This window comes from Shewanella schlegeliana, from assembly GCF_016765635.1.
GTDB lineage: Bacteria > Pseudomonadota > Gammaproteobacteria > Enterobacterales > Shewanellaceae > Shewanella > Shewanella schlegeliana.
In genome coordinates, this window is record NZ_JAESVD010000001.1 from 563,096 (window position 1) to 589,325 (window position 26,230).

The 26,230-nt window shown below is 44.6% G+C and carries 21 protein-coding genes and 13 tRNA genes; 7 read left to right on the plus strand and 27 right to left on the minus strand.

Going from position 1 to position 26,230, the window contains the following annotated elements:
• Window positions 1-198: 198 nt before the first annotated feature.
• A complete protein-coding gene (locus tag JMA39_RS02510; protein ID WP_202720248.1) occupies window positions 199-2,715 on the plus strand; it encodes a TonB-dependent receptor plug domain-containing protein in 2,517 nt (838 codons plus the stop codon).
• A 76-nt stretch (window positions 2,716-2,791) separates the two neighbouring features.
• On the opposite strand, the gene gloA is transcribed toward JMA39_RS02510, so the two are convergent.
• The 17 genes from gloA to JMA39_RS02595 all read right to left on the minus strand — a co-directional run bounded on the left by gloA (window position 2,792) and on the right by JMA39_RS02595 (window position 13,529).
• The gene (gloA, locus tag JMA39_RS02515) at window positions 2,792-3,202 is read right to left on the minus strand and encodes a lactoylglutathione lyase (RefSeq protein WP_202720249.1); all 411 of its coding nucleotides are present in this window, start codon (window positions 3,200-3,202) and stop codon (window positions 2,792-2,794) included.
• 378 nt (window positions 3,203-3,580) lie between these two features.
• Window positions 3,581-4,222: an endonuclease III gene (gene nth / locus JMA39_RS02520; protein WP_202720250.1), complete on the minus strand. Its 642-nt coding sequence runs from the start codon at window positions 4,220-4,222 to the stop codon at window positions 3,581-3,583.
• 43 nt (window positions 4,223-4,265) lie between these two features.
• Window positions 4,266-4,961, minus strand: coding sequence for an electron transport complex subunit E (locus JMA39_RS02525; protein WP_202720251.1), 696 nt, complete (start codon window positions 4,959-4,961; stop codon window positions 4,266-4,268).
• A complete protein-coding gene (gene rsxG / locus JMA39_RS02530) occupies window positions 4,954-5,592 on the minus strand; it encodes an electron transport complex subunit RsxG (protein ID WP_202720252.1) in 639 nt (212 codons plus the stop codon). The genes JMA39_RS02525 and rsxG overlap by 8 nt, the downstream gene beginning before the upstream one ends.
• 18 nt (window positions 5,593-5,610) lie before the next feature.
• Window positions 5,611-6,663: an electron transport complex subunit RsxD gene (gene rsxD, locus JMA39_RS02535; RefSeq protein WP_202720253.1), complete on the minus strand. Its 1,053-nt coding sequence runs from the start codon at window positions 6,661-6,663 to the stop codon at window positions 5,611-5,613.
• A 3-nt stretch (window positions 6,664-6,666) separates the two neighbouring features.
• Entirely contained in the window at window positions 6,667-9,342 is a 2,676-nt protein-coding gene (gene rsxC / locus JMA39_RS02540; RefSeq protein WP_202720254.1) for an electron transport complex subunit RsxC, read from the minus strand.
• On the minus strand, window positions 9,336-9,905 hold the full coding sequence (rsxB, locus tag JMA39_RS02545) for an electron transport complex subunit RsxB (protein WP_202720255.1): 570 nt from the start codon (window positions 9,903-9,905) through the stop codon (window positions 9,336-9,338). Before rsxB ends, rsxC begins: the two co-directional genes overlap by 7 nt.
• 2 nt (window positions 9,906-9,907) lie before the next feature.
• Window positions 9,908-10,486: an electron transport complex subunit RsxA gene (gene rsxA / locus JMA39_RS02550; RefSeq protein ID WP_012155587.1), complete on the minus strand. Its 579-nt coding sequence runs from the start codon at window positions 10,484-10,486 to the stop codon at window positions 9,908-9,910.
• Between the two features lie 107 nt (window positions 10,487-10,593).
• Window positions 10,594-12,510 carry an EAL domain-containing protein gene (locus tag JMA39_RS02555; RefSeq protein WP_202720256.1) on the minus strand — a complete coding sequence of 639 codons (1,917 nt, stop codon included), beginning with the start codon at window positions 12,508-12,510 and terminating at the stop codon, window positions 10,594-10,596.
• A 153-nt stretch (window positions 12,511-12,663) separates the two neighbouring features.
• Window positions 12,664-12,739, minus strand: a tRNA-Asn gene (locus JMA39_RS02560).
• Between the two features lie 38 nt (window positions 12,740-12,777).
• Window positions 12,778-12,853, minus strand: a tRNA-Asn gene (locus tag JMA39_RS02565).
• A gap of 31 nt (window positions 12,854-12,884) precedes the next feature.
• Window positions 12,885-12,960: transfer RNA gene (locus tag JMA39_RS02570), tRNA-Asn, on the minus strand.
• Window positions 12,961-13,000: 40 nt separating this feature from the next.
• Window positions 13,001-13,076 (minus strand) — tRNA-Asn (locus JMA39_RS02575).
• A gap of 34 nt (window positions 13,077-13,110) precedes the next feature.
• Window positions 13,111-13,186: transfer RNA gene (locus tag JMA39_RS02580), tRNA-Asn, on the minus strand.
• 28 nt (window positions 13,187-13,214) lie between these two features.
• Window positions 13,215-13,290: transfer RNA gene (locus JMA39_RS02585), tRNA-Asn, on the minus strand.
• Between the two features lie 42 nt (window positions 13,291-13,332).
• A tRNA-Asn gene (locus JMA39_RS02590) sits at window positions 13,333-13,408 on the minus strand.
• Window positions 13,409-13,453: 45 nt separating this feature from the next.
• Window positions 13,454-13,529, minus strand: a tRNA-Asn gene (locus JMA39_RS02595).
• A gap of 935 nt (window positions 13,530-14,464) precedes the next feature.
• On the opposite strand from JMA39_RS02595, the gene uvrB reads away from it, so the two are divergent.
• On the plus strand, window positions 14,465-16,468 hold the full coding sequence (gene uvrB / locus JMA39_RS02600) for an excinuclease ABC subunit UvrB (protein WP_202720257.1): 2,004 nt from the start codon (window positions 14,465-14,467) through the stop codon (window positions 16,466-16,468).
• Between the two features lie 142 nt (window positions 16,469-16,610).
• On the opposite strand, the gene rrtA is transcribed toward uvrB, so the two are convergent.
• Together rrtA and queC are read right to left on the minus strand one after the other, a co-directional pair.
• Complete coding sequence (gene rrtA / locus JMA39_RS02605; protein WP_202720258.1) at window positions 16,611-17,219, minus strand: rhombosortase; 609 nt, start codon at window positions 17,217-17,219, stop codon at window positions 16,611-16,613.
• Entirely contained in the window at window positions 17,213-17,896 is a 684-nt protein-coding gene (gene queC, locus JMA39_RS02610; RefSeq protein ID WP_202720259.1) for a 7-cyano-7-deazaguanine synthase QueC, read from the minus strand. Before queC ends, rrtA begins: the two co-directional genes overlap by 7 nt.
• 127 nt (window positions 17,897-18,023) lie before the next feature.
• Here queC and queE point away from each other — a divergent pair, with 127 nt between their 5' ends.
• The gene (gene queE / locus JMA39_RS02615) at window positions 18,024-18,692 is read left to right on the plus strand and encodes a 7-carboxy-7-deazaguanine synthase QueE (protein ID WP_202720260.1); all 669 of its coding nucleotides are present in this window, start codon (window positions 18,024-18,026) and stop codon (window positions 18,690-18,692) included.
• A gap of 108 nt (window positions 18,693-18,800) precedes the next feature.
• Here the strand turns inward: queE and JMA39_RS02620 are convergent, their stop codons facing one another.
• The 6 genes from JMA39_RS02620 to JMA39_RS02645 form a co-directional block, all read right to left on the minus strand.
• Entirely contained in the window at window positions 18,801-19,877 is a 1,077-nt protein-coding gene (locus tag JMA39_RS02620; RefSeq protein ID WP_202720261.1) for a PLP-dependent cysteine synthase family protein, read from the minus strand.
• A 235-nt stretch (window positions 19,878-20,112) separates the two neighbouring features.
• A tRNA-Tyr gene (locus tag JMA39_RS02625) sits at window positions 20,113-20,197 on the minus strand.
• Between the two features lie 110 nt (window positions 20,198-20,307).
• Window positions 20,308-20,392, minus strand: a tRNA-Tyr gene (locus JMA39_RS02630).
• A 97-nt stretch (window positions 20,393-20,489) separates the two neighbouring features.
• Window positions 20,490-20,574 (minus strand) — tRNA-Tyr (locus JMA39_RS02635).
• Between the two features lie 79 nt (window positions 20,575-20,653).
• Window positions 20,654-20,738 (minus strand) — tRNA-Tyr (locus JMA39_RS02640).
• A gap of 30 nt (window positions 20,739-20,768) precedes the next feature.
• Window positions 20,769-20,853, minus strand: a tRNA-Tyr gene (locus JMA39_RS02645).
• A 335-nt stretch (window positions 20,854-21,188) separates the two neighbouring features.
• Here JMA39_RS02645 and JMA39_RS02650 point away from each other — a divergent pair.
• The 3 genes from JMA39_RS02650 (at window position 21,189) to JMA39_RS02660 (ending at window position 24,341) form a co-directional block, all read left to right on the plus strand.
• Window positions 21,189-21,680, plus strand: coding sequence for a VC2046/SO_2500 family protein (locus JMA39_RS02650; protein ID WP_202720262.1), 492 nt, complete (start codon window positions 21,189-21,191; stop codon window positions 21,678-21,680).
• 74 nt (window positions 21,681-21,754) lie between these two features.
• The gene (locus JMA39_RS02655; RefSeq protein ID WP_202720263.1) at window positions 21,755-22,042 is read left to right on the plus strand and encodes a DUF406 family protein; all 288 of its coding nucleotides are present in this window, start codon (window positions 21,755-21,757) and stop codon (window positions 22,040-22,042) included.
• A 127-nt stretch (window positions 22,043-22,169) separates the two neighbouring features.
• A complete protein-coding gene (locus JMA39_RS02660) occupies window positions 22,170-24,341 on the plus strand; it encodes a sensor domain-containing phosphodiesterase (protein WP_202720264.1) in 2,172 nt (723 codons plus the stop codon).
• 42 nt (window positions 24,342-24,383) lie between these two features.
• Here the strand turns inward: JMA39_RS02660 and JMA39_RS02665 are convergent, their stop codons facing one another.
• Both JMA39_RS02665 and JMA39_RS02670 read right to left on the minus strand, forming a co-directional pair.
• Window positions 24,384-24,863: a YchJ family protein gene (locus JMA39_RS02665; RefSeq protein ID WP_202720265.1), complete on the minus strand. Its 480-nt coding sequence runs from the start codon at window positions 24,861-24,863 to the stop codon at window positions 24,384-24,386.
• Window positions 24,850-25,434, minus strand: coding sequence for a YybH family protein (locus tag JMA39_RS02670; protein ID WP_202720266.1), 585 nt, complete (start codon window positions 25,432-25,434; stop codon window positions 24,850-24,852). Before JMA39_RS02670 ends, JMA39_RS02665 begins: the two co-directional genes overlap by 14 nt.
• A gap of 167 nt (window positions 25,435-25,601) precedes the next feature.
• On the opposite strand from JMA39_RS02670, the gene smrA reads away from it, so the two are divergent.
• Entirely contained in the window at window positions 25,602-26,192 is a 591-nt protein-coding gene (gene smrA / locus JMA39_RS02675) for a DNA endonuclease SmrA (protein WP_202720267.1), read from the plus strand.
• The last annotated feature ends 38 nt before the right edge of the window (window positions 26,193-26,230 follow it).

A 26,230-nucleotide genomic window follows, 5' to 3' on the forward strand; every position in this document is an offset into this window, starting at 1 on the left:
GTGACGAAGATCTCATTATGCTGGCGATGCGCGAATAAGTGTTGTTACGTTTTAACTTATTTATTTTAACAAAATAGTGTCAATGGTTAATAAATTGCTTGATTGACGCTTTAAACGTGAAATTGCAGTATCCATATCAACGTCAAGAATAACAAATGACGTGTATATAAAAATAAATAGGTTAGGGAGTATTACATAATGAACAGACCATCTAAATTGGCCTCTGCGATTAAGTTGGGTTTAATCGCCTCGGTTTCTACCAGCGCTTTTACCATGTCAAATACAGCGTTTGCTGAAGAAGTCGGTGCCGATGTAGAACGCATTGCTGTTACCGGCTCCCGCATTCAACGTCAAGATATGGAAACGGCTTCGCCAGTAACTGTAATTGGCGCAGATGAAATCCGTGCTGAAGGTTTTACATCTGTAGATGAAATTCTACAAGCGCAAACATCAATGGCGGGTGCCGCTGTTGGTTCTAGTACAAACAACGGTGCAGATGGTATTGCACAGGTTGATCTACGTGGTATGGGCTCACAGCGTACGCTTGTTTTGTTAAATGGCCGTCGCATGGTTAACTCTGGTTCGGGTGCCGATAGTGCAGTTGATCTTAACTCAATCCCAGTTGCTATGATTGCCCGTGTTGAAATCTTAAAAGATGGTGCATCTGCTGTTTACGGTTCTGATGCGATTGCTGGTGTAGTTAACATTATCACCAAGAAAGATTTTGAAGGTTTCCAAGTTGATCTTACTGGCGGCATGACCGATAAGAGTGACGGCGAAAACGGTGAGATCAGTGCGCTTTACGGATTCAATACCGACTCTGGCAACTATACATTTGGTGCTGCTTACTCAGATCGTCGCGGCGTAGTTCAGTCAGACCGTGACTGGACAGATCCAGGTTCAAGCTCATTCATTCCTAACGGTTCTTTAGGCGGTAAGGTTAAAGATAAAGATGGCAACTGGGTTGACCGTGAAGAAGGTTATGATTATACCCAAGATAGCTTTTATCAAACACCAAGTAAGCGTTACAGCTTGTTCGCTAACATGATTCAAGAGCTAGGTGACGATATCGTTTTAACTGGTGACGTGCTTTATACAAAGCGTAAGTCAAACCAACAGTTAGCACCGCAACCTGCAAATATCATGTTAGACGTTTGCAAGGTTGGTGATGATCCATTGAAATGTTTAGAGCTTGATCAAGACATGATCGATGCTGGTATTACACCAGACAAAAATGGTCAAGTTAACTATAGAAAACGTATGAATGATGTTGGTCCTCGTATTTATAACCAGGACACTGACACCTGGCGTGTCTCTGCAGGCCTTGAAGGCTCGCTAGATATCAATACGGGTATGAACTGGGATATGTCGTACACCTATGGTAATAACAAAGCTAAAACAGGCGTAGAGAATTCAGTTAACGCTAACCTGATGGCAGAGGCTATCTATGCTGACCAAGCTCCGTGGTTAACGGGTCAGCCGATGACAGATCAAGAATTACTAAATAGTGTTTCATACGATCAAGAGTCTAATGGTGGTAACGAGCAGCATGTATTCTCAGCAGGTCTTAACGGTGAGTTATTTGACTTAGATGCAGGTGCAGTGGCGTTCGCAATCGGTACCGAATACCGTTATGAGAGCGGTTACTATAACCCAGATCCAATTGTCGTAGCAGGTGAAAGTACTGCAGCACAACAAGACCCGACTGATGGTAGCTACAATGTTATCTCGGTATTCCAAGAAGTGAGCGTACCGTTTACCGATAAGCTAACTGGTGAATTTGCACTACGTTTTGATGATTACTCTACATTTGGTAATGCATCGACTTGGAAAATTGGTTTAACTTATGAAGCGACTGACGAACTAATGATCCGTACTGTTGCTGCAACAGGTTTCCGTGCACCAAGTGTAAGTGAGTTATATGGTGGTGATTCAGGTTCTTACGATTACCTAGACGATCCTTGGGGTAACGAAAAAGATCCTCAGATCTTAGTTAACCGTACTTCTGATGAAGATCTTAAGCCTGAAGAGTCTGAGTCATACACAGCTGGTCTTGTTTACTCGCCAAGCTATGTTGATGGTTTGTCATTAACAGTCGATTACTGGCGCTTTAAAGTAAAGAACGCAATTACGCGTCTTGATACTCAAGCTGGTCTAGATGCTTGTTATGGCGGCGATGCTTCAGCATGTGAAACATTTAAAATTGGTCCAGATGGTGATCTGTCTAACTTGACTAACTCATTGACTAACGTTGGTTTCCAAGATACGAGTGGTATCGACTTTAACTTGGCATATAGCTTCGAAGCGTTGAGTCTAGACTGGGTTATCAGCAACGACACCACTCACTTGCTGAACTTTGAGCAAGACGGTAAAGATTACACTGGTACAATCGATGGTAACTTCGGTGCTTATGCTGAGTTACGTAATAACTTCACGATTAAAGCTGGTCAAGATGATTGGAGTGTAATGTACTTCAACCGTTATATCGGTGAAATGGATGATTTAGCTAAGGGCAATAAAGTTGATTCGGTTCTATACCACAACGTCTCTGCTTCTTACTTCATCAACGATGCGTGGATGCTAAGTGCGGGTGTTAAGAACTTTACTGATGTAGAACCATCAAAAGTATCTAACGGTAGTGACGGTGGTACTGTACCAGAAGTTTACGACACAATCGGTCGTACTTACTTTGCTGGTGTAACCATGAACTTCTAAATAGCTATCGCTATTTGCCTTAAAGAAAAAGCGCCGAAAGGCGCTTTTTTTTATCTCAGATGAAAAGAACCAAAACTTAGCCTAAGCCTTTCTCGGCAGAACTCATCTGGATAAACTCAATCTTGTAGCCATCAGGATCTTCTACAAATGCAATTTCAGTTGTACCGCCAGCAACAGGACCTGCTGGGCGGATTACTTTGCCACCTGCAGCAGCGATAGCATCGCAGCGTGCATAGATATCTTCTTCGCCGATAGCAATATGGCCAAAGGCGTTACCGTGATCATAAGATTCAGTGCCCCAGTTATAGGTCAGCTCTATCACCGCACTTCCAGTTGATTCTTCATCGTAGCCAACAAAAGCTAGGGTGTATTTATATTCGCTGTTTTCGCTTTGTCTAAGTAGCTTCATGCCTAATACTTTGGTGTAAAACTCGATACTGCGTTCAAGGTTGCCAACGCGGAGCATGGTATGTAGTAGTTGTGCCATGATAAATATCCAAGTGATAGGGTAGTGAGCCGAAGTATATCGAAATTTATGATGATAGATACACTTTGTAAAAATTGAGCGAGATCAATTTCTTTAGTCTGGCATGGATCACAAAATACCTAAATTAGTCTGAGAAAGTCCCCTGTTTCTTATACTATTAGTTCAATATTTTAAGGAGAACACCATGCAAACTGAACTGAAAATGTCACTGGGTCTTACTGCAATCATTGCTGCGTTTTTAACTGTTTTCTTTATCTGTATGTACTAATACCAATCGGTATAAACCTATGGATAGCAAAAAGCCGCTAATAGCGGCTTTTTTGTTTTTATGACTCTAGGTTTGCTTATGTTGTTCTTGATTGTCCCTGCTAAACAGGATCATTCCTCTGGATAGACTTTATCTTTAAACTCACATAAATCTTCAATTATGCAGCTTCCGCAGCGAGGTTTACGTGCGATACAGGTATAACGACCGTGCAGAATAAGCCAGTGATGCACATCGACCTTAAACTCTGCTGGAACGACCTTTAACAGTTTCTTTTCCACTTCAACGACGTTTTTGCCGATAGCGAATTTAGTGCGGTTTGCGACTCTATCTATGTGAGTATCAACGGCAATCGTAGGCCAGCCAAAAGCGGTGTTTAACACCACATTAGCCGTCTTTCTACCAACGCCAGGAAGCGATTCAAGCGCCTCTCTGTCTTCCGGCACTTCGCCATTGTATTTCTCGACTAGGATTTCACAGGCTTTAACGACATTAATGGCCTTATTGTTATACAGGCCAATGGTCTTGATGTAAGGCTTTAAACCTTCAACACCTAAGTCAGCAATTGCTTGTGCCGTATTGGCTACCGGAAAGAGTTTATCGGTAGCCTTATTGACACTGACATCGGTAGCCTGTGCTGACAGCGTTACAGCGACTAACAGTTCAAAGGGACTTGAGAAATTTAGCTCAGTTTCTGGATGAGGGTTATTTTCTCTTAGTCTTTCAAGGATCTGTCGGCGTTTTTCTGTATTCATTGTCTAGTATCCGTATCGTGTGTTTTATTATTGTTGCTGTGGCCTAATTCACTTTTGTAATACGTGCACGAGTCGGCGCTTCTTGTTCCACTTTAGGTTGTTTGGAAGCCAAGTATTGGTCGATAACGTTTTTAAGTGCAATGAGTAAGCCCATGCCAATAAAGGCGCCAGGCGGCAACATGGCCAATAGGAAGCTGGTATCAACTTGCCAGATCTGAATCGTTAATGATTTAGCCCACTCACCTAACAACTGATCGGCACCATAAAATAGCGTACCTTGGCCCAATATTTCACGGGCCGCGCCCAATATAGATAGGACTAGGGTAAAACCTAGGCCCATCATCAGTCCATCAAAGGCTGATTTGGTAACATTATTGCGTGAAGCAAAAGCCTCTGCACGGCCGATAATCACACAGTTGGTGACGATAAGTGGCAGGAAGATCCCTAGTGACAGGTACAGGCCATAAGCGTAAGCGTTGATAAGCAGCTGCACTGTTGTCACTAGTGCTGCGATAATCATCACAAACACCGGAATACGGATCTCTTTTGGTACAAAATCTCGCACTAGAGAAACCAAGATATTAGAGCCAATCAAAACCAACATGGTCGCTAGGCCTAGGCCTAAGGCATTGGTTAAGGTTGCGGTAACCGCAAGAAGAGGGCATAGACCCAGAAGCTGTACTAGTCCAGGGTTATTTTTCCAGAGACCTTGTTTGGCTAGCTCTTTATAATCACTCATTTCCAACCTCGCAATTGGCAGGTGTCGACAATAGCTGTGCCTTATTAGCATTAAAATAGCTAACGGCATTTCTAACTGCTTTGACATAGGCTCGTGGTGTAATTGTTGCGCCGGTAAATTGATCTATGTCACCGCCGTCCTTTTTAACGTTCCAGCGCTTGTCTTCATCTGATAGTAAAAACAGTCCATCAAATGAGCGTACCCAGTCAGACTTTCTTAGCTCAATCTTATCACCAAGACCAGGGGTTTCCTGATGGGACAAGGTGCGAACACCTAAGACTTCACCCTTATCGCTTATCCCGACAATGATACGGATATTGCCGTTGTAGCCATCGGGAGCGATGGTTTCTATGGCAATCGCGACACCTTTATTGTCTTTTGTCGCGACATAAGCGGGCAGAGAGCTGTCTGTGCCTAAAAACTCCGCCGAGTTGAGTAAGATACAGTGACCAGTGAGTTCGTTGTCGTGGATCTCATCAGGGATGAGCTGATGAAGTACACGAGCTAGCTCAATCTGCTCTTGTTGCTTAATTTTGTCGTAAGTAAATTGGTTTACAGCAGCGACTAGTCCTGTGCACAAAAGCGCAAATAGACCTAGAAGCAAACCATTTTTTAACATTGATTTTTTCAAAATAAATTCTCTTTATGCTCAGTTGCCCGTACGGTGACCATAAGTGCGTGGCTTGACGTAATAGTCGATAAATGGTGCACAGAGGTTGGCCAGTAAGACGGCAAATGCAAAGGCGTCGGGGTAGCCTCCATAGGTACGAATAACATAAACCAATACACCGATAATAGCGCCGAACAGTAAGCGTCCTCGAACACTGGTTGCTGCGGTAACAGGATCGGTTGCGATAAAGAAAGCTGCGAGCATGGTTGCACCGGAAAACAGCTGTAGCAAAGGCCCAACATGGGTATCAGGGCTTAGCAGATAACCAAAGCTGCTACAGACAAATAGCGAAGCAATAATGGCAAAACTAATATGCCAGCGGATAACCTTGAGCTTTAACATGACCAAGCCGCCAGCGAGGTAAGCCATGTTGACCCAAAACCAACCAATACCATAGCCATCGCTAAATATCGCTTTGCTTAGGCTCTCAGTGGTCGTTAATCCTAAAGATAGATCTGTCTTAACGGTATCGAGTGGGGTTGCCATTGCGATGCCGTCAAAGCCAAGTTTATACAGGTTTAGCTGCTCCGCACTCATTGAGCCGAAAATAGCCTGTAGCGTTAAGCCAATATCCATTGGATTTTGGGCAATAGCCGTTGGAATTGACCAGCTCGTCATCTGCACAGGGAAAGAGATCAGTAGCATGACATAAGCGGCCATAGCCGGGTTGAAAATGTTTTGACCGAGTCCACCATAGAGCTGCTTAACCAGAACGATGGCAAACAGGGTGCCTATCACCACCAACCACCAAGGCGCGATGGGTGGGATGGCAACACCTAGCAAGATAGCAGTCAATACGGCGCTATTATCGCTAATCGTTGCAAGTACGGCTCGCTTTCTCAGAGCCAGTACAGCAGCTTCGGCTGCTAATGCCACAACAATGGCTAGCATCACCTGTATGAGCACGCCCCAGCCAAAGAAATAGCATTGGGCGGCGATACCGGGAAGGGTACATAAAATAACCCGGCGCATCACACTTTGGGTCTGGAGTTTCACCTTCAAATGAGGTGATGAGGCTAACTTAAACGCCATGGTTTATTCCTTTTCCTGCAATTTTTGCTGCAACTTTTTCGCTTTTGCCTTGGCCACTGCTGCAGCGATGCGGGCTTTTTTCGCATCGTCAGCTGACAGGGTTTCGGTAGACTTTGTCTCAGCTAGCTCAGGCTCAACCGACTCAGCTACTGAAGTCTCAGCTTTCGATACTTGAACATTCGAGGTTTGAGTATTCTGGGTTTCACTATCAGCAACTTTATTAGGCTGAGACTCCAAGGCTTGAGACTGCTTTTTAGCTTTGGCTTTAGCTACTGCTGCGGCGATACGGGCTTTTTTCACATCTGCAGCAGACTCGGCGACAGGGGTGTCTGTTACAGAGGTCTCAGTTACAAAAGTCTTTGCATCATTGGTTTGAGTATCAGAGCTTTGAATATCAGACCTTTGAATATCAGAGTCTGGAGCAGCTGAGATTTCACTATCAGCGGCTTTACTAGGCTGAGGCTCTATGGCTTGCGACTGCTTTTTAGCCTTGGCTTTAGCCACTGCTGCGGCGATACGGGCTTTTTTAGCATCTTCGGCTGAATCAGTTGTAGAGGTCTCAGCTCCACATGGTTTAATGACAGAGCTCTGAACTATAGCGTTCTCAGAGTCGGTTTTATCACTAACCGCCGTGGTTGTGTCCACCTCGCTATGCTGCACTTGGGTGCCATCATTGCTAGCCGCGAGTGCTGCCTTCTTGGCTTTAGCACGGGCGATAGCTGCAGCAACTTGCGCTTTCTTATCAGTTACTGCTGTATCGACTGTAGTTGGTATTGGCTCAGCATTAACATCGGCCTCAGACGTGCCCGCTTGCGCAGCTTTCTTAGCTTTGGCACGAGCAATGGCTGCCGCAACTTGCGCTTTCTTGTCAGTTACTGCTGTATTGACAGGCGCAGTCATAGCCTCCGTTTTAGTATCGGCATCAGGCGATTCTGCTTGTGTCGCTTTCTTGGCTTTAGCGCGGGCAATCGCTGCTGCAACTTGTGCCTTCTTATCATCAGCTGGTGTAGCGCCAGTTGTTGGTTGGGCGTCAACCTGAGCGTTTGTATTGCCTTTTTTAGCCTTGGCACGGGCAACCGCTGCTGCAACTTGTGCTTTCTTATCGTCAGCAGCAGGCGTTGTCTTAACTTGCAGACTTTCGGCTGCTTTCTTCGCCTTGATACGCGCCATCGCTTCAGCAACGGCGTCTCTATCGCCGCTAGACATCGTTGTCTTGCGTCGCTCAGCCGCTTCTTTGGCTTTGGCCTCTCGAGCAAGTTTCTCCTCTTCTAGGCGCTGTACTCTTGCTTCAAAACGTTGTTTCGCAAAGTCTGCTTGCTTCTTCTCTTCGGTTTGGGTGCGTATTGCAGATTTAGCGATACGGTAATACTCAACCAGTGGAATATCACTTGGACAAACATAGCTACAGCAACCACATTCGATACAATCATGTAGGTTAAAACTTGCGGCCTTATCGTACTCTTCGGCTTTTGCATGCCAAAACAGTTGCTGAGGTAACAGTAGAGTCGGGCAGACAACTGCGCATTCACCGCAGCGAATGCAGGGCTTCTCTGCTTGCTCTGGAGCGATCTCTTCACTGCTAGGCAATAGAACGCAGTTTGTGCCCTTTAGTACGGGCGCAGAGGTATCTGGTAGAGAGTGACCCATCATAGGGCCACCAATAATCACTTTGTCTTGGGCCAGATCACCGCTAAAGCCTAACTGTTGTAGCAGATGGCTCACAGGCGTACCAATCGGAACCCAATAGTTACCCGGTGCTTGGCTGTTTAAACCTGTTACGGTTACTACTCGGCGGGTCAATGCTAGCCCATTTACCACGGCATCGTGAATAGCGTAAGCCGTACCGACGTTTTGTACTAACATGCCTAGCTGAGCTGGAATAGAGCCCGATGGCACCTCTTGGCCGGTTAAGATCTGAATTAACTGTTTCTCACCACCTGAAGGGTACTTGGTGGGAACTGCGGTGATCCTGGCGCTATCTGTCGCTAACTCGCTGCGATTAAGCGCATGTTGCATAGCCTCGATGGCTTCGGGTTTATTATCTTCGATGGCGATAATGATCCGCTTAGGCTTTAGCAGCTTCTGAATAATCGCAATGCCCGAAAGGATCTCATCGCTATGCTCACGCATCAGACGATCGTCCGAGGTGATATAGGGTTCGCACTCGACACCATTGATGATTACCAGCTCAATATCACTGGCAGGGCTGAGCTTGATGTGGGTTGGAAACGCCGCTCCGCCAAGGCCTGCAATACCAGCTTGCTGAATTTTACTGAGGATCTCTTGATTGCTTAAAGATGATACATCGGCTTCGACAACCTCAACTGATTCATCTGCACCATCTGCATCAATAACACAACTGAGTACCGCAATGCCGGATGCATGGTTGCTTGGCATAGGCTGGATCTGGGTGATAAAACCTGATGTTGGCGCGTGCACTGGACTGTAAGCGAAGCTGGTTCCCTTAGTCAGGCTCTGACCTTTTAGGACGCGATCGCCAACTTTAACTGCCAGTAGCGCACTATCGCCAACCTGTGTCAGTGGCAAAATATATTGGCTGGCAAGTGGTAGCTCACTGATGATGGTCTTGTTAGAAAGCGATTTTAATTCTGGAGGGTGAACACCACCATGTGAGCGCCAAAGCGTCCCTTTATCAATTTGCTCTAATAAAGTTAACACGGCTTTTCCTCTTGCAACTGCTTAACTGGGATAGCGTTTAGCTGCCAGTTCCAGGTCTTGGTGGTTTGTTCTACGGGTAGCATGTCGATACAGTCTACCGGGCAGGGCGCAACGCACAGATCACAGCCTGTACAGTAGTCAGTAATGACGGTATGCATCAACTTGCCTGAACCTAAAATCGCATCGACAGGGCAGGCTTGGATACACTTAGTACAACCGATACATTCCTCTTCACGAATGAAGGCGACTTTCTTTACTTGAACGGCTTCAGTAGCGCTAAGCGGCTCAGGTTCGACACCCATCAGATCGGCAAGCTTTTCCATGGTAGCTGTGCCGCCCGGCGGACACTTGTTGACTTTATCGCCGTTAGCAATGGCTTCGGCATATGGACGGCATCCTGGATAACCACACTGACCACATTGAGTTTGTGGTAAAAGCGCTTCGATTTGATCGGTTAGAGGGTTGCCTTCAACTTTAAATTTCTCTGCGGCAAATCCAAGTAAGACACCAAAGACGAGCGCGAGTATTGTAAGTACAACAATAGCGATGACAATAGCAGACATGTTTATTTAACTAACCCCGTGAATCCCATAAACGCAAGCGACATCAGTCCTGCGGTAACCATTGCAATGGCTCCACCTTTAAAAGGTGTAGGAACATCGGCAGCGGCAAGGCGCTCTCGCATAGCCGAGAAAAGAATCAATACCAATGAGAAGCCAACAGCAGCGCCAAACCCAAAAATAGCCGACTCAATAAAACCATGCTTTTCATTGATATTAAGAAGTGCGACACCTAATACGGCGCAGTTTGTGGTGATTAAGGGCAGGTAGATACCTAGGGCACGATGCAAGGACGCACTGGTTTTTTGAACTAGCATCTCGGTAAACTGCACGACTACGGCAATAACGAGGATAAAACTCATCGTGCGTAGATAGCCTAGGTCAAACGGCAGCAATAAATACTGATTAACCAGATAGCTTAAGATAGAGGCCAGCGTTAACACAAACGTTGTCGCCATCGACATGCCGATGGCTGACTCGAGTTTGCTAGACACCCCCATGAAGGGGCAAAGGCCAAGAAATTTTACTAATACGAAGTTGTTGACCAGCACTGTGCCGATCAATAACAGGAGATATTCACTCATCTCTAATCAATTTGTTAGACAGAATTAGCGCTATTATCGGCTTTTCCTAAGCTATTAACAACACATAGAAAGCAAGGATAAAAAGTTTGCTTTATAAATAGTCAGAATTAAACAGTATTTGCCGTCTTTTCATCCTGCTTCAATGGGCTGGGTTCGGCGATATAGTAACCTTGCAAGCCATCGATAAGCAGCTGTTCCATTGCAAGCTTATCCTCTTGTTTTTCAACACCGGTGGCGATCACTCTGATCCCAAGTTTACGAGCAATATCAATGATCATTTTAACGAAAAACTTATTGTGTGGATCTAGGGTGATCTCTTGGGTATAGCTATGGTCTAACTTAATATAATCGGGGCGTACCTCTTTAAAGAATTTGAATGAGGTAAAGCCGAGTCCAAAGCGCTCGATAGAGATCCGTGAACCTACGCTATGCAGTTCATTAATAAAGTGGTAAGTGGCGCTAAGGTTGGTTTGCATACCAGACTCACTCACTTCGAAAACAAGCCTCGCGGCTACCTGTCTCTGTTTGGTTAATATATTTTTTAACCAAGAGACAAAAGATTTATTGGTCGCAGAGGCAGCGCTGATATTAATACCAATCAAGCCAGTAAGGTTCGGCGTTTGCAGTAATAAACGTAGGGTATTGAGTACAACTAGTTTGTCGAGCTCTTCACTCATGCCATGACGTTCGGCCATGGAAATAACCGTCGTCGTGGGTAATAGCTTTCCTTCGCTATTATAAAATCGTGATAATAGCTCTCGGTATGATTCAACATCGTTACGGCATGGACGGATCGGTTGAATATAAAACTTGATTGCTTTACGTCTTAGCAGGTCATTGATGGCTACTTTCCAGCGGCTTTCGCCAAACAGTTCACCACCAGTAAGTTTTTCTTGGATATGGTAACAATTTGGTCCGAGAGTTTGGGCGATACTGACTGCTGTATCGGCAAGGGTCATCAATGATGCAGGATCGCTGTCTTCAAGATAAGGCACTAAACCAATATGGGCGATGGACGGTGTGCCAATTTGGTGTTGATATTCACGAAAAGCCGATTTTAGTTGGTTGGCTATGGTTGAACATTGTTTAATTGTTCTATCTGGGATCACGACTGCGAAGTCGGCCGTAGAGATCCTAAAGAACTGCGCTCGTCCAGATTCATTTATCGCAAGTCTCATCTCATGAGCAATTCTGCAAAGGTAATCATCGCCGGCATCTCGACCATGTAGTTGATTGATATTGGCAAGCTCTGTGGCTTTGACTATGACTAAGATCCCGAACTCTTTAGAGTCTGTTTTACAGATTTCGTCGAGTTTCTCGGTAAAACGTGCTTTTGTTGCAAAGCCAGTAATGGGATCTTGAAATACGGTTTTGCTCAGTTGGTTATTGAGCTCATGTAGTTCACCGACTTTTGCCTTTAGCGACTGTTTGGCTTTCTCTAAGATTAAACCTGTATTTCGAAATTCACCTTTAAATTGTGATTGGTCGATAGCGTCGAAAGAGAGCTGACCGAGTTTTTCGATATAGGTCGAGATGGAACGAATACTTTTTCTCTGCTTTAGGCTTAACAGAAGGTGGAGAAAAGCGATGACAGCAAAGCAGCCCCAGATAATCAGTAAATGATTTTGGAATTGGCTGATGGTTTGCTTCTGTACTAACTGTGTGGAAAGTTTGATCTGCAGCCGACCAGCTTGTAAAACTTGAGTATGAGGTGACTCTATGACGAATAGTCGCGCTAACATTGAGTCGCTTGTTGCGATTAGCTCGCCTTTCGTAAAGTTATTTTTGCTGTCAGATGCATCGATATATTGGAAAAATTGAAAACTAAATTGGGGCTTAAGCAATTCATAAAGCGTTTGGCCCTTGCCTTGCCATGCCTTTTCTTGCGCGATCACTGTCGAGTATTGCGTAAGTTGTTCAGCTGCCTGTTTACTTAAGGTTTTCTGTGCGAACTGATAGTTGAGACAGGAAAGTCCTATAAACAGCAGAAACAGAAGCAACTGGAAATATTTTGAGGTTGTCATAAAGAATCCGTTCAACACGATCAAAAAACTCTTAGGGAGAGTGATACAGGTTTAGTGGGATGTATTATAAACAGGTTTAATCTTGAATTGCAGTGGATTTATTACTTGATACAGCATTGGGATGGTAAGCAGGTGAGGTGTGTTATAAAAGGTTGGCTCCCCAGACTGGACTTGAACCAGTGACATACGGATTAACAGTCCGCCGTTCTACCAACTGAACTACAGGGGAATCGTAAAATACCTTTCAAACGTCTTGCTAAATTAAAGTGGCTCCCCAGACTGGACTTGAACCAGTGACATACGGATTAACAGTCCGCCGTTCTACCGACTGAACTACAGGGGAATCGTAATACTTTAACTTATTTTAATAAAGTTGGCTCCCCAGACTGGACTTGAACCAGTGACATACGGATTAACAGTCCGCCGTTCTACCGACTGAACTACAGGGGAATCGCAATTCTTTACTTTAACTCTTTGTAACTTATAAAGTTGGCTCCCCAGACTGGACTTGAACCAGTGACATACGGATTAACAGTCCGCCGTTCTACCGACTGAACTACAGGGGAATCGCAATACTTTATTTTAACGCTTTAATAAAAGTGGCTCCCCAGACTGGACTTGAACCAGTGACATACGGATTAACAGTCCGCCGTTCTACCGACTGAACTACAGGGGAATCGTTATACTTTTATTAACTCTAAAAATGGCTCCCCAGACTGGACTTGAACCAGTGACATACGGATTAACAGTCCGCCGTTCTACCGACTGAACTACAGGGGAATCGCTATTTTTAGTTCGATAACTATTTCATATTGTAAAAAGTGGCTCCCCAGACTGGACTTGAACCAGTGACATACGGATTAACAGTCCGCCGTTCTACCGACTGAACTACAGGGGAATTACTTTTTACATTATTAGATAACTATCTAATCTAACTTAAACTTGGCTCCCCAGACTGGACTTGAACCAGTGACATACGGATTAACAGTCCGCCGTTCTACCGACTGAACTACAGGGGAATCGTTTAAGTTACGTCTCGTTGAAGACGGAGCGCATATTAAATCGCTCTTACAATTGAGTCAACTCGACAAGGGAAAAAAAATGAAATTATACGCTTAAGTGCTCACCTAGTGCACATAATGCTGGTGGATGCAGCGTTTTTGTTAAAATATGAACAGTTATAAATGCAAGTATATGAGTTCATCACTATTTTCTATCCTTTACTCATTAAAGCGGCCTTAAGTTATGCTGTAATAATTACAAATGTAGGAAACTTTCAAATATTCACGACTTCATACTTTAGTTGTACTAAGTGCTACAAGCCCCAGTAGACAAGCTTTGTAAGAGTTATCCACTGTTTCTGTGGATAAGCCTGTGGGTTAAGCCGGAAAATCCACGGCAAATGCCGATGGAATGGGCGTTGAACTTAAATTGACCGAATTTATTGATTGTTTTTTTTAAGCAATAAAAACAATATGATGGAAAAAGCAACAATTTATTGAGGGGTTTTCAAAAGTGTTACTCAAGTGTAACTGTTTTGTCGGTGATTCTTGTGAATTAAAACGCCGATTCTACTGGCTTTGGCTGTGGCAATGTCGAAATATGAGCATATTTCGCGGCGTTATAAAGTTTCATATGGCAGCGATATGGTGTAATAAGTTACTGGATGAAACGTTTATGGTCATTTTCTTATATGCAAAGGCAGAGCATATAGAGCTATGCAAGAGTACAGGGCATTAGTTAGGGCGTTTAGCAACGCCTCACAGATGAGGTTGTGGTCGTAAAAGTGGACCTATAGGGAAAGCAGGCTTAACTAAATTCCAGTTTCAAATTTACACCAATCAATAGTGTCATCTGTTTCTACTGGCTATACCTAGCGATAAATTATCGATTACGCACCATTTTTGAGCAAATTAAGGTAAAATAGTGGCTCATCTTTCGAGGGAATATCTGAGTGTCAGAATCTGTATTTCAATTAGAGTCCATGTATGAGCCAGCAGGCGATCAGCCTACGGCAATTCAAAAATTAGTTGATGGGCTAGAGTCGGGCGTTGCATGCCAGACATTACTGGGTGTTACAGGGTCCGGTAAAACATTCACTGTAGCGAATGTTATCGCTAAAATGTCACGGCCAACCATTATTATGGCGCCCAATAAGACGCTTGCTGCTCAGCTCTACGGAGAGATGAAAGAGTTCTTTCCCCATAATGCGGTTGAATATTTCGTCTCTTATTACGACTACTATCAACCAGAAGCCTATGTACCTTCTACTGGCACTTTTATTGAGAAGGATGCATCGGTTAACGCACATATTGAGCAGATGCGTTTGTCGGCGACTAAGGCTCTGTTAGAGCGCAAAGATGTGGTACTGATTGCATCTGTGTCGGCGATTTATGGCTTGGGCGACCCTAAGTCCTATATGAAAATGCTATTGCACCTGCGTGAAGGCGGGATTATGCAGCAGCGTGATATTTTAAAGCGCCTCAGTGAATTGCAATATACCCGTAATGATATCGAGCTGCAGCGTGGTACCTATAGGGTTAGAGGCGAAGTGATCGACATCTATCCTGCCGACTCTGATAAGAATGCCATCCGCATCGAACTATTTGACGATGAGATTGAGCGATTAAGTTTGTTCGATCCCCTTACCGGGCATGAGGTGAAACGTATTGCAAGGATCACCGTTTATCCAAAGAGTCACTATGTGACGCCACGAGAGTCTATTTTAGCCGCGACAGAAGATATTAAAGAGGAATTACGGGAGCGTAAGCAGCAGCTGCTCGACTTAAATAAGCTGATCGAAGAGCAGCGGATTACTGAACGAGTACAATATGATGTCGAGATGATGACAGAACTTGGCTACTGCTCCGGTATCGAAAACTACTCACGTTACTTGTCGGGGCGTGCACCTGGCGATGGACCTCCGACGCTGCTCGATTATCTACCTGATGATGGCTTACTTATTATTGATGAGTCCCATGTCACTGTGCCGCAAATTGGTGCCATGTATAAAGGTGATCGCTCAAGAAAGATGAATCTTGTTGAGTATGGATTTCGTCTGCCTTCGGCACTAGACAATCGTCCGCTTAAGTTTGAGGAGTTTGAGGCCTTGATGCCGCAGAGCATTTTTGTTTCTGCAACGCCAAGCGAGTACGAAATCAATAAGTCGGATGGTGAAATAGCAGAGCAGGTCGTTAGGCCTACAGGACTGTTAGATCCTGAGATCGAAGTGCGTCCGGTATCCAGTCAAGTCGATGACCTACTATCTGAGATAGGTAAGCGCGTAGCAGTCAATGAGCGCGTGCTAGTGACGACATTGACTAAACGCATGTCTGAAGATCTTACCGAGTACCTCGATGAGCATGGTGTGAAAGTGAGGTATTTGCATTCTGATATTGATACTGTTGAGCGCGTTGAGATCATCAGAGATTTGAGACTAGGTGTGTTTGATGTGCTTATTGGTATTAACCTGCTTCGAGAAGGCTTAGATATGCCTGAGGTCTCTCTGGTATGTATTCTCGATGCAGACAAAGAGGGCTTTTTACGTTCGGAGCGTTCGCTTATTCAGACAATCGGTCGCGCTGCACGTAACGTAAATGGCAAGGTGATCCTCTATGGAGATCGCATTACCAAGTCGATGGACAAAGCGATAACCGAAACTAATCGTCGTCGAGAAAAGCAGCATCAGTATAATTTGGATAATGGGATCACGCCAAAAGGTGTGGTTAAGCGCATTACCGATGTCATGGATGTGGGCGATCACGAATATGTCGATAGTGAACGAGGCGTGGCGGAACCTGGAGCTGACTATCATGTGGCTAAACCGTCAGATATCAGTCATGACATCGATAAGCTAGAAAAGCAGATGCACGAACACGCCAAGAACCTTGAGTTTGAAGAGGCCGCTGCGATCCGTGATAAAGTCAGCCGACTCCGAGAGCAATTTATCAAGGCTTAGTTTAGTTAGGCTAGATTTGTTAAGGCTTAGCGGTAATAAATCAGTAATAAGTCATTAGACGAGAAAAGGAGAGCAGCTCAAGCTGACTCTCCTTTTTTATTCAAGCTTAATGCAACTAGCATTATTTCTGTTGGGGGCTAACTCATTTGCTTTTTAAGCTGTGGGGTTTATAAACTAGGTGGTTGAAAGCGATGAGTGCACCAGCACAGATAAGCCCACTGACAAGACCAACCAAATGAGCCTCTGTTGCCACTCTGGCGCCGATAAGCTCAGTCATTTCACTGCTCGCACCAAAGATTTGTTCATAGGCAACTTTTAAGATCACACCTAGCAGCAATAGGTAGCCGGACTTTAATCCTCCGCGAATATCCATCACCGCACCATAAGTAAAGAGGCCGTGAAGCATACCGCTTAAGCCAACATAGCCAATAAGGCTTGGGTAAAACACCAGTAAGCCTATGCCTTGCATGAGGCATAACACCAAAAACAGTACGCCAAGCCCCCAAGCACGATAGTGTTGTTCGTGCAGAGCAACGATGACCCAAAAGCCAGCGAGGTTCATATACAGATGCCAAGCATTGGTATGTAAAAGGTTACCGCTTAGTAGCCGCCACCATTGGCCATCAAGGATGAGTGGTCTCTGATAGGCCAGTTGCTGATCAAGCTTAAGGTAAAATAGGCAGATACAAACGAGCGTAATAATAAACGCAAATGTATAGGGGCTATTAACCCCTAATTTGAGTTTTAGCATTTAGCGGCAAGTCTTGCTTGTATCGCATCTTTATCGGCAAGATATTCTTCTAAACCACGCTTTCTTAGTAGACACGCTGGGCAAGTACCACAGCCATCTCCTTTAATGCCGTTATAACAGGTTAAGGTTTCATCGCGGATCAGCTCTAGGCTTTGGTATTTATCTGCCAAGGCCCAAGTTTCCGCTTTATCTAACCACATCAGTGGGGTCTGAATCGTGAGCTGCTTATCCATGCCTTGTTCTAGCGCCGCTTGCATCGCTTTGACAAAGTCATTACGACAATCGGGGTAGCCTGAAAAGTCGGTCTCACACACACCAGTAATTACCACATCAGCACCCAGTTGATAGGCATAGATCCCGGCGAGTGTCAGAAACAGGATATTTCTTCCCGGCACAAAGGTGTTCGGTAGGCCGTTGTCCATCAGTTCGTTGGACACAGGTATTGCATCACGGGTCAAGGCGGAGATGGCTAACTCATTAAGAAGCGTGACGTCCATGACCTTGTGACTGGCAAGCTTGAGCTTTTTGCCGAGATCTTTGGCTATTTCAATCTCTTCTCTATGTCTCTGTCCATAATCGAAGGTGATCCCGTGCACTTCATCGAATTGTTGAAGGGCTTGAATGAGGCAGGTTGTCGAATCTTGACCACCACTAAAAACTACAACGGCTTTTGACATAATTAAGCTTTAATCTTTCAATAAATAAGACTGAGTAGTTTAGCGCAGCTGAGAATGCTTTTAAACTACTTGCGACTATGAGCAAAATCCACTATAAATGCGGCCCAGCTAATCAAGAGGTCTGATAATGAAATATCCAGTTAATGAAGTGTTTGAAACAATACAAGGTGAGGGGACTTATACTGGAGTACCAGCGCTGTTTGTTAGACTTCAGGGCTGTCCTGTTGGTTGCTCTTGGTGTGATACCAAGCAAACCTGGGAGCTGTTAGAGGCAAATCGCGTCGCCCCAGAGTTAGTTATTCAGGTTGATGGGACTGTAGGGCGTTGGGCAGAGTTAACGCCAGAGCAGCTAGTCAGCTCATTTGAAGAGAAGGGCTTTAATGCCAAGCACGTGGTGATCACTGGTGGTGAGCCTTGCCTATATAACTTGAGTGAGTTAACAGAATATTTGCATAGCCAAGGTTATCAGACGCAGATTGAAACCAGTGGTACTTTCGAGGTTTTGTGCAGCAAAGACACTTGGGTCACGGTATCGCCAAAGGTCAATATGAAAGGCGGCTACCCAGTATTAGCCCAAGCGCTGAATCGTGCCAATGAGATCAAGCATCCTATCGCGACGCAAAAACATATCGATGAGTTAGATGCTCTACTCGCTGAAATTGACGTAAGCGGAAAAACAGTCTGTCTACAGCCTATCAGCCAAAAGCCTAGAGCGACCGAATTGGCGATGAAGACCTGTATCGAGCGTAATTGGCGCTTATCGATTCAAACCCATAAATACCTCGATATTGACTAAGCTCGTATCGGTATTACTTTTACAAAGCCCTTGGATGTTAGCATCACAAGGGCTTTTTTATGTTCACTTTTAAACTAGTGGCTGTTAATCGCTTAACGGCTGCCTAGACTAGTTCGAATTTGGACAGTTTAAGACCGATGTCGAGCTAAAGTGCTCTAAAGCCTCTTGGTATGGTGTTAGGTCACCGATATTTTGCTCGATCCATTCGCTATTATAATAAGTATCTAGGTAGCGCTCACCCGAGTCACAAATGAGAGTGACGATAGAGCCCGTCTCGCCTTTTGCTGCCATTTCGCTGGCAAGTTGTAGCGCACCGTAGAGGTTTGTTCCTGTAGAAGCCCCCGTTTTGCGACCAATAATTTTTTCTAGCCAGTTGATAGTGGCTATCGAGGCCGGATCGGGGATCTTACGCATCTCATCCACTACACCAGCAATAAATGAGGGTTCGGCGCGGGGACGACCTATGCCCTCAATCTTACTGCCGTTACAACAGCTGATGTTTTGATCACCGCTATGGAAGAAATCGTAGAATACCGAGTTTTCAGGATCGACGACGCAGAGTTTAGTGTTCAGCCTTTGATAACGAATATAGCGACCAATAGTGGCTGAGGTGCCGCCAGTACCAGGGCTCATCACTATCCAAGTTGGGATAGGAAATTGCTCTTTTTCCATCTGGTCAAAGATAGAGTTGGCGATGTTGTTGTTACCACGCCAGTCGGTTGCGCGCTCCGCGTAGGTAAATTGATCCATATAATGGCCATCTAGCTGCTGTGCTAACCGCTCTGATTCCGCATAAATCTTGCTTGAGTGGTCAACGAAATGGCATTGGCCGCCATAAAATTCGATCTGTTGAATCTTTTTCTTCGCTGTAGTGCTTGGCATAACGGCGATAAAGGGCAAGCCGAGTAGTCGAGCAAAATAAGCTTCCGATACTGCAGTACTGCCAGAAGAGGACTCGATGACAGTTGTGCCTTCTTTTATCCATCCATTACACAGGGCATAGAGAAACAGAGAACGCGCGAGGCGGTGTTTTAAACTCCCCGTCGGGTGAGTGCTTTCATCTTTCAGGTAAATATTAATACCCAGCAAATTAGGAGTATCTAGTTTGATCAAATGCGTGTCAGCGCTTCGTTGGAAGTCTGCTTCAATTTTTTCGATTGCTTGATTTACCCAAGAGTTCGTCACGATGTCACCTCTGTTAGAAACAATGATGCTAAATCATAGAGAAAAGACGTGGGCAATGATAGTGCAAATGATGGTGAAAAAGTGAGACGTTTAGTTTCGATAGTGCTGATAACAGTATGATTAACTAGGTGTTAATATTCTTCTTGTCGATGCAATATCATTAAGACTTTAAGGGAACTGAGATAAGGGCGTTTTTACGGAATATCGAGAATGAGATTGAGCTGAGGTTAAGAAGTGGTGGAGGGAGAAGGATTCGAACCTTCGAAGGCTGAGCCGTCAGATTTACAGTCTGATCCCTTTGGCCACTCGGGAACCCCTCCACATTTTCTTACTTCGTCTTGCGCACAATATTGGCCTATTGTGTTTCTGCTTTTACTTCAAAACCGTTAATACATTAAATATTAGTCTAATACATTAGCGAGTTAAGAAGTGGTGGAGGGAGAAGGATTCGAACCTTCGAAGGCTGAGCCGTCAGATTTACAGTCTGATCCCTTTGGCCACTCGGGAACCCCTCCACATTTTCTTACTTCATCTTGCACACAATATTGGCCTATTGTGTTTACCGCTTTTACCTCAAAACCACTAATAGAAAAATATTAGCGAGTTAAGAAGTGGTGGAGGGAGAAGGATTCGAACCTTCGAAGGCTGAGCCGTCAGATTTACAGTCTGATCCCTTTGGCCACTCGGGAACCCCTCCACATTTTCTTACTTCGTCTTGCACACAATATTGGCCTATTGTGTTTCCAGCTTTTACATCTTGCTCAATTTGATAGAAATGGTGGAGGGAGAAGGATTCGAACCTTCGAAGGCTGAGCCGTCAGATTTACAGTCTGATCCCTTTGGCCACTCGGGAACCCCTCCACGAATATCTTTCTACAAATTGTGCGCAAATGGTGGAGGGAGAAGGATTCGAACCTTCGAAGGCTGAGCCGTCAGATTTACAGTCTGATCCCTTTGGCCACTCGGGAACCCCTCCTCAATTGCGGCGGCAATAGTAGTCAGAATTTTTTCTGCTGTAAAGCTTAAATATGAAATAAACCCTAAAGTAATTGACTGTTTGGTCAATTAACTTACAACGGCTTGTTTTGGCGGTTTATTCTTGTTCGATATGGCGAAGTAATTAGCGTTTAACTTAATGCGTCAGCAATGGGAAGCGACTTAAGCATATTGCGAACTCACACCATATAGCTAGTGGCTGAATTTCGGCCATTGGCGTGTGGTGGGCTTAAACATGAAATTAAACCTAAAGTATTCGTTTCAACGGTCGATTAACTATCAACGAGTTGTTTTATAGGTTTATTTTTGCTCAAAATGGGTATTTCGCAGTTAGAAAGTACGTTAATCAACGAATCTCAGTTAGGTTCGAGACTCAATCATGCTGTTGGTTCTAACCGACGGGGTGAGTTTGGTCTATTGCTTTCTATGCTATCTGAAGATGCCCGAGATATGGCTCAGTTTCAGACTGCGGCTCATCTTAGCCATGATTTGCGAGCTAAATTCGAGCTACCGACTCCGCAGGCGCTAGTTGAACAACTCAATAGTGACTTGATGGTGACAGATAATAGCCAAGTTCACCAAGAAAACGGTGCCATCGCTTTTCGTTTAGCAAATGTACTCAATGAAGAGGCTTTGGTTATACGTCACAATGAATCGTTAGAGATGCAAGAGGTGTTGGCTAACTGTGCTCTGTCTGTGCGTCAGCGATATAGCCAAGTGTCAGTAGCGCCCAAAGTGGAACTCACCCATTTTGTCGATCAATTGGTCATGCAGCGTCAAATGGGTGAATTAATAGCCCAAGCTTGAAGATGAGCCTGCTTTATTTTGAATTGCTGATATATAATCAAACATTCAAATGATCCATAGTGAGACACGTTAAGATGAAAAATATTCAAAAGGCACAATCAGATTTAGTTAATGATACCTGTAATGACTGTGGTAGCTTCGTCGATGTTGGCGCAATTATCGACGAGCACGATACAGTACTAGAGCTGGAATTAAACGGCGAAAACTGTGAGCAATTGGCAAGCGAAGTAATTGAAAAAGCACAGCAGCGTTTCGATGGTGTGACTGCACAGACTCAGTTTGAAGGGCAAAACGCAAAGGTTAGTCTAACTTTTTCATTTAGCGCTGAAAAAATGATATTTCAACTGGAAAACGGTCTATAAAATAGCCTAGAAAACCTTGCTGAAAATAGATTAACTCGTGTAGTCTTGTACCCTATAAAAATATAATTTTTGCTTTAATTTATAAAGCCATTGGTAGAGGTTTTGTCTACCTTATTTAGGATAGCGCGTGAAGAAGCATAAATCTCAGCAACTGTTAGAGTATATTGTTAACTCTGATGCAAAGCAGCGAGGCGACTTTAGAGCCACGGCACAAATTGCATCTGAGTTACTCTCTAAGCTGTTTAGCGTATCTCGAATCGTCGTTTCTGCACTGTCGGCAGAAACAGACACGCTTGAGCAAGTGGTTTCTCTCTCTGTTGATTCGTCTTCATCAGGCGCTATATCCCGTCCAAACCCATCATCATGTCCCTTATTTATTCGCCAGCTCAAAGATGAGTTATACATTACGGCACAGAACTGCTGTGATGATAGCCGTTTGCTCGAACTGAAACCTTATTATCAAGAGCATGGCGTATTGTCGGTCTTAGAGGTGGCTATTCGAATTAATGGTCAGTTAGAGGGGATCCTGAGTCTAGAGCGAAGTGAGGTGCAAGCGCCTTGGAACGACAGTGAGGTTCAGCTGTGTTCCCAAGTCGCCGCTCAACTGGCATTGACCTTAGCGACTCATTACGGCTATGACAAAGATGAACGCTTAACACTATTTTTGTCCGCCGCCGAGCAATCCGACCATATCATGATGGTGGTTAACTTAGCGTCAGACTGTATCGAGTACGTCAATCGGGCACACTTTAATTTAACTCAGGTGCCAAAAGCGCGAATATTAGGCCGAAGAGTTCAAGTATTAGATCTGTTCAAGCAGCACCCTTTATTAGCTGAGGCGGTTTTAGTAAAAGCCCGAGCCGGAGAGGCGGTCTCCGAGGAGGTCAATCTCGTTCGTCATGATGGGTCTTCCTACTGGATGCGCTTTTCTGTTAAGCGTTTTATCTCGAGTCGAGGTAACCATTTCGCCTTGGTTAATGCCAAAAACTGCACCGAAGAGCATCATCACCAGAGTGAGTTAGTCCGTCTTGCCTGGCGCTGTGGCTTAACTGGACTTTATAATCGTACCCATTTTAGTCGAGTGCTGGAGCGTGCAACATCGGGTCATTTAGTCCTAGTTGATCTTAGAGGTTTTAAACGTTTTAACGATACCTATGGCCACGCAAATGGCGATGTGATGTTGGTGGAAGTCGCTAGACGTATTCGCCATTTCGCCGAGGTTAATCAACTGTCAGAAGTGGCACGAATTGGTAGTGATGAATTTGGTATCTTATTTGAAAATGAAGAAGATGAGTCGATAATTGAGCTAGCAACTGAGCGCCTATATCGTCAGCTTGAAGCGCCAATCACCATCGGCATCGAACAAATTGAGCCGAAACCTGCGATAGCGCGAGTCGATCTTGCCTCTATAGAGAAACAGTTTTCGGCACTGACTTGCGCCGATATTGGTTTGCAATATGCGAAGAGCAAACAGGGTCAAGCGATTCAGGTGTTTAATTCTGCTCTGCTTAATGCCTTTAAAGAAGATGCTCAGATAGAGAGGGATCTCGCAGTTGCAGTGAAAGGACGTCAGTTTGAACTCTATTATCAGCCCCTTAAAGATCTTAAAAAGCAGTCCTACATAGGGGCGGAAGCACTGATTCGTTGGCATCACCCTAAGAAGGGGGTTCTCTATCCCGGTGCCTTTATCGATATTGCAGAGCAAACAGGGTTGATCACTGACATCGGCAGTTGGGTGTTAGAGGCCGCATGTAAGCAGCTTAATTTATGGCAGCGACATCAAATCGATATCTCTATGCACGTCAACGTTTCAGCGAGACAGTTTTTCAGCGGAACGCTATTTGAGCAGGTTTGGGAGTTGGTGACCCGTTACCGTTTAAAGCCCCATAGTTTAATTCTTGAAATCACCGAAACAGAATTGATGGAAGATATCCGCTCAGCGACAAACTTATGTCATGAGTTGTCAGAGTTGGGAGTTGGGCTGGCGATTGATGATTTTGGAACAGGCTACAGCTCGATGCGCTATCTCAAGCAGTTCCCAATTAGTAAGCTAAAAATAGATCGTTCATTTATCTCCGATCTCTCTGTAAGCCATGAAAGCCGCGAAATTGTTAGTGCGATTATCGCGATGGCATCGGCGTTAAATATCTCTTTAACGGCTGAAGGGGTCGAGACGCGAGAACAAGAGCAATTTCTCGCACAACATCAGTGTCATCAGGCACAAGGCTTCCTATACAGCCCTGCTTTAAGGGTCTCTGAATTCGGGCAGTTTTTGCAAAAACCAACCTCAATTCACTAAAACGCCCTAAGTTCACTTTTTAGCGTAAAGTGACTAAAATCACTACTTAGCACAGCACTGTTTAAACTTCTTACCACTATGGCAAACGCACTTGTCGTTGCGTTTCGGTAATATTGGTGTCTTCTGTTCCCCTTGAGTATAAAACCAGCGACCATCTTGCTTGATAAAGTCAGATGTCTCATGGATGGCATCTAGCTCATTTTCGAGCTTATACCACGCCTGAAAGCACACTTGCCCCGTATCGCCATCTTGCTCACTCGATATGATATCTAAACTCAGCCATTGTGGCAGTGGATCTTGAGCTAAGGCTTGCTCGTTAAGCCCATCTAAATGATCACTATGATGAGTTTCAATTAAGTAGCGGTACTCTTTTAAAAAGAAAGCACAAAACCTTGAGCGCATTAGCTGCTCAGGTGTTTGCGCGATCTGTTTTTGCTGGTGAAGTGGTTGGCAACAATCTTGGTAATTTGCCCCTGAACAACAAGGGCAAAGTGAATCAGCTGAAAACTTATTGTTTGTCATGATTATTCGGTAATGTATTTTGGCTTAATGCTGGAAATTGACGCCCATAATAAAGGTTTGGGCTGGGTTTGGCATTATAATAAAAAGAGGCTTCGGCTCGATTATTGGTGTCGACCGTTAAGTACCATTTGCCGTCACTTTTCTTTTTGGAAACGCCGACAAATTTTCCGGCAAATTCGCTGCTTGGTTCTCCGTCATCGACGGGGGGATGGAAACGGATAAGGTAATAGCCGATATCGGTTGCGCTATTGCCCTCAATATTGCGCTCAATGACCCGAAAGTCGACCTCAATTCGGGCATTCTTATGTTTGATTTTGCCGAAAAAGGTCTCGTATAGGGCAACAATATTGTCTCGACCTAAGGTGATCTCTTCATCTTGCCCCTCTGGGATATAGCAGGCATCTTCAGAGTAAATAGACTTCATAATATTAGCATCTAGCTCATTAAAGGCGGCGCTAAAATGGCTATAGACGGCATTGAGCGCGTCGTTATCATTAGCGAAAGCGACTTGAATGAGGCTGAAGTATAATGTGCTTACTAATGTAAGCGCTGTAGCAACTTTTTTGAGCATTTAATTAGGGTAAACCGAGAATATATTAAGTATCACTATAATAGATGGTTAAGGTCAACTAAAGTACTAGATCTTTACAAGATGTGTAGAAATCTTCTTTTAGAACTGTAATTGGCCAATGATTGGTTATTCTAGGTAGTTTGGCCATTAAGCCGATGGGAGTACTTATGGGCGAAGAGGAAATGACGCTTTTTCTCGAAGAGATGGCCAATGTTCGGCCACTAAAAAATAATACGACTTCCACGATAGGGGAGCAGAAAGTCTCGACTCAGGCACAAAACTTACGCAGAGCTCAGTTGCAAATGAGCGAGCAGTTGGCGAAGTTAGTGACGGACGTCAACATGATTGAATCCGTTGAGCCAGATGCAATGATTGAATTTAAGCGTGATGGGGTACAAGACGCCGTTTTTCATCGCTTCAGTCGCGGTGGTTATCCGATTAAGCATGAGATCCTACTACACCAGCTAAAAGTACAGCAGGCGCGGGAAGTACTCTATAACGAGATCCAAAAGAGTCGGCAAAAGGGCGAAAGAAGTATTCTGGTTATTCATGGCAAGGGGGCTAATAGTAAACCTATCCCAGCGCTGATGAAATCCTTTGTGGCAAGTTGGCTTGAACAGATAGATGAAGTGCTGGCATTTCATAGTGCCCAGACCCATCACGGCGGTGCGGGAGCCTTATATGTGATGCTGGCAAAATCGGAGCAGAAACGCATTGAAACCAAAGAGGCCAACCATAAAGGCGTAAATATTCGCTAATCTTTTAAGATGTAAAAATGCCATTTTACCCGAGAGTA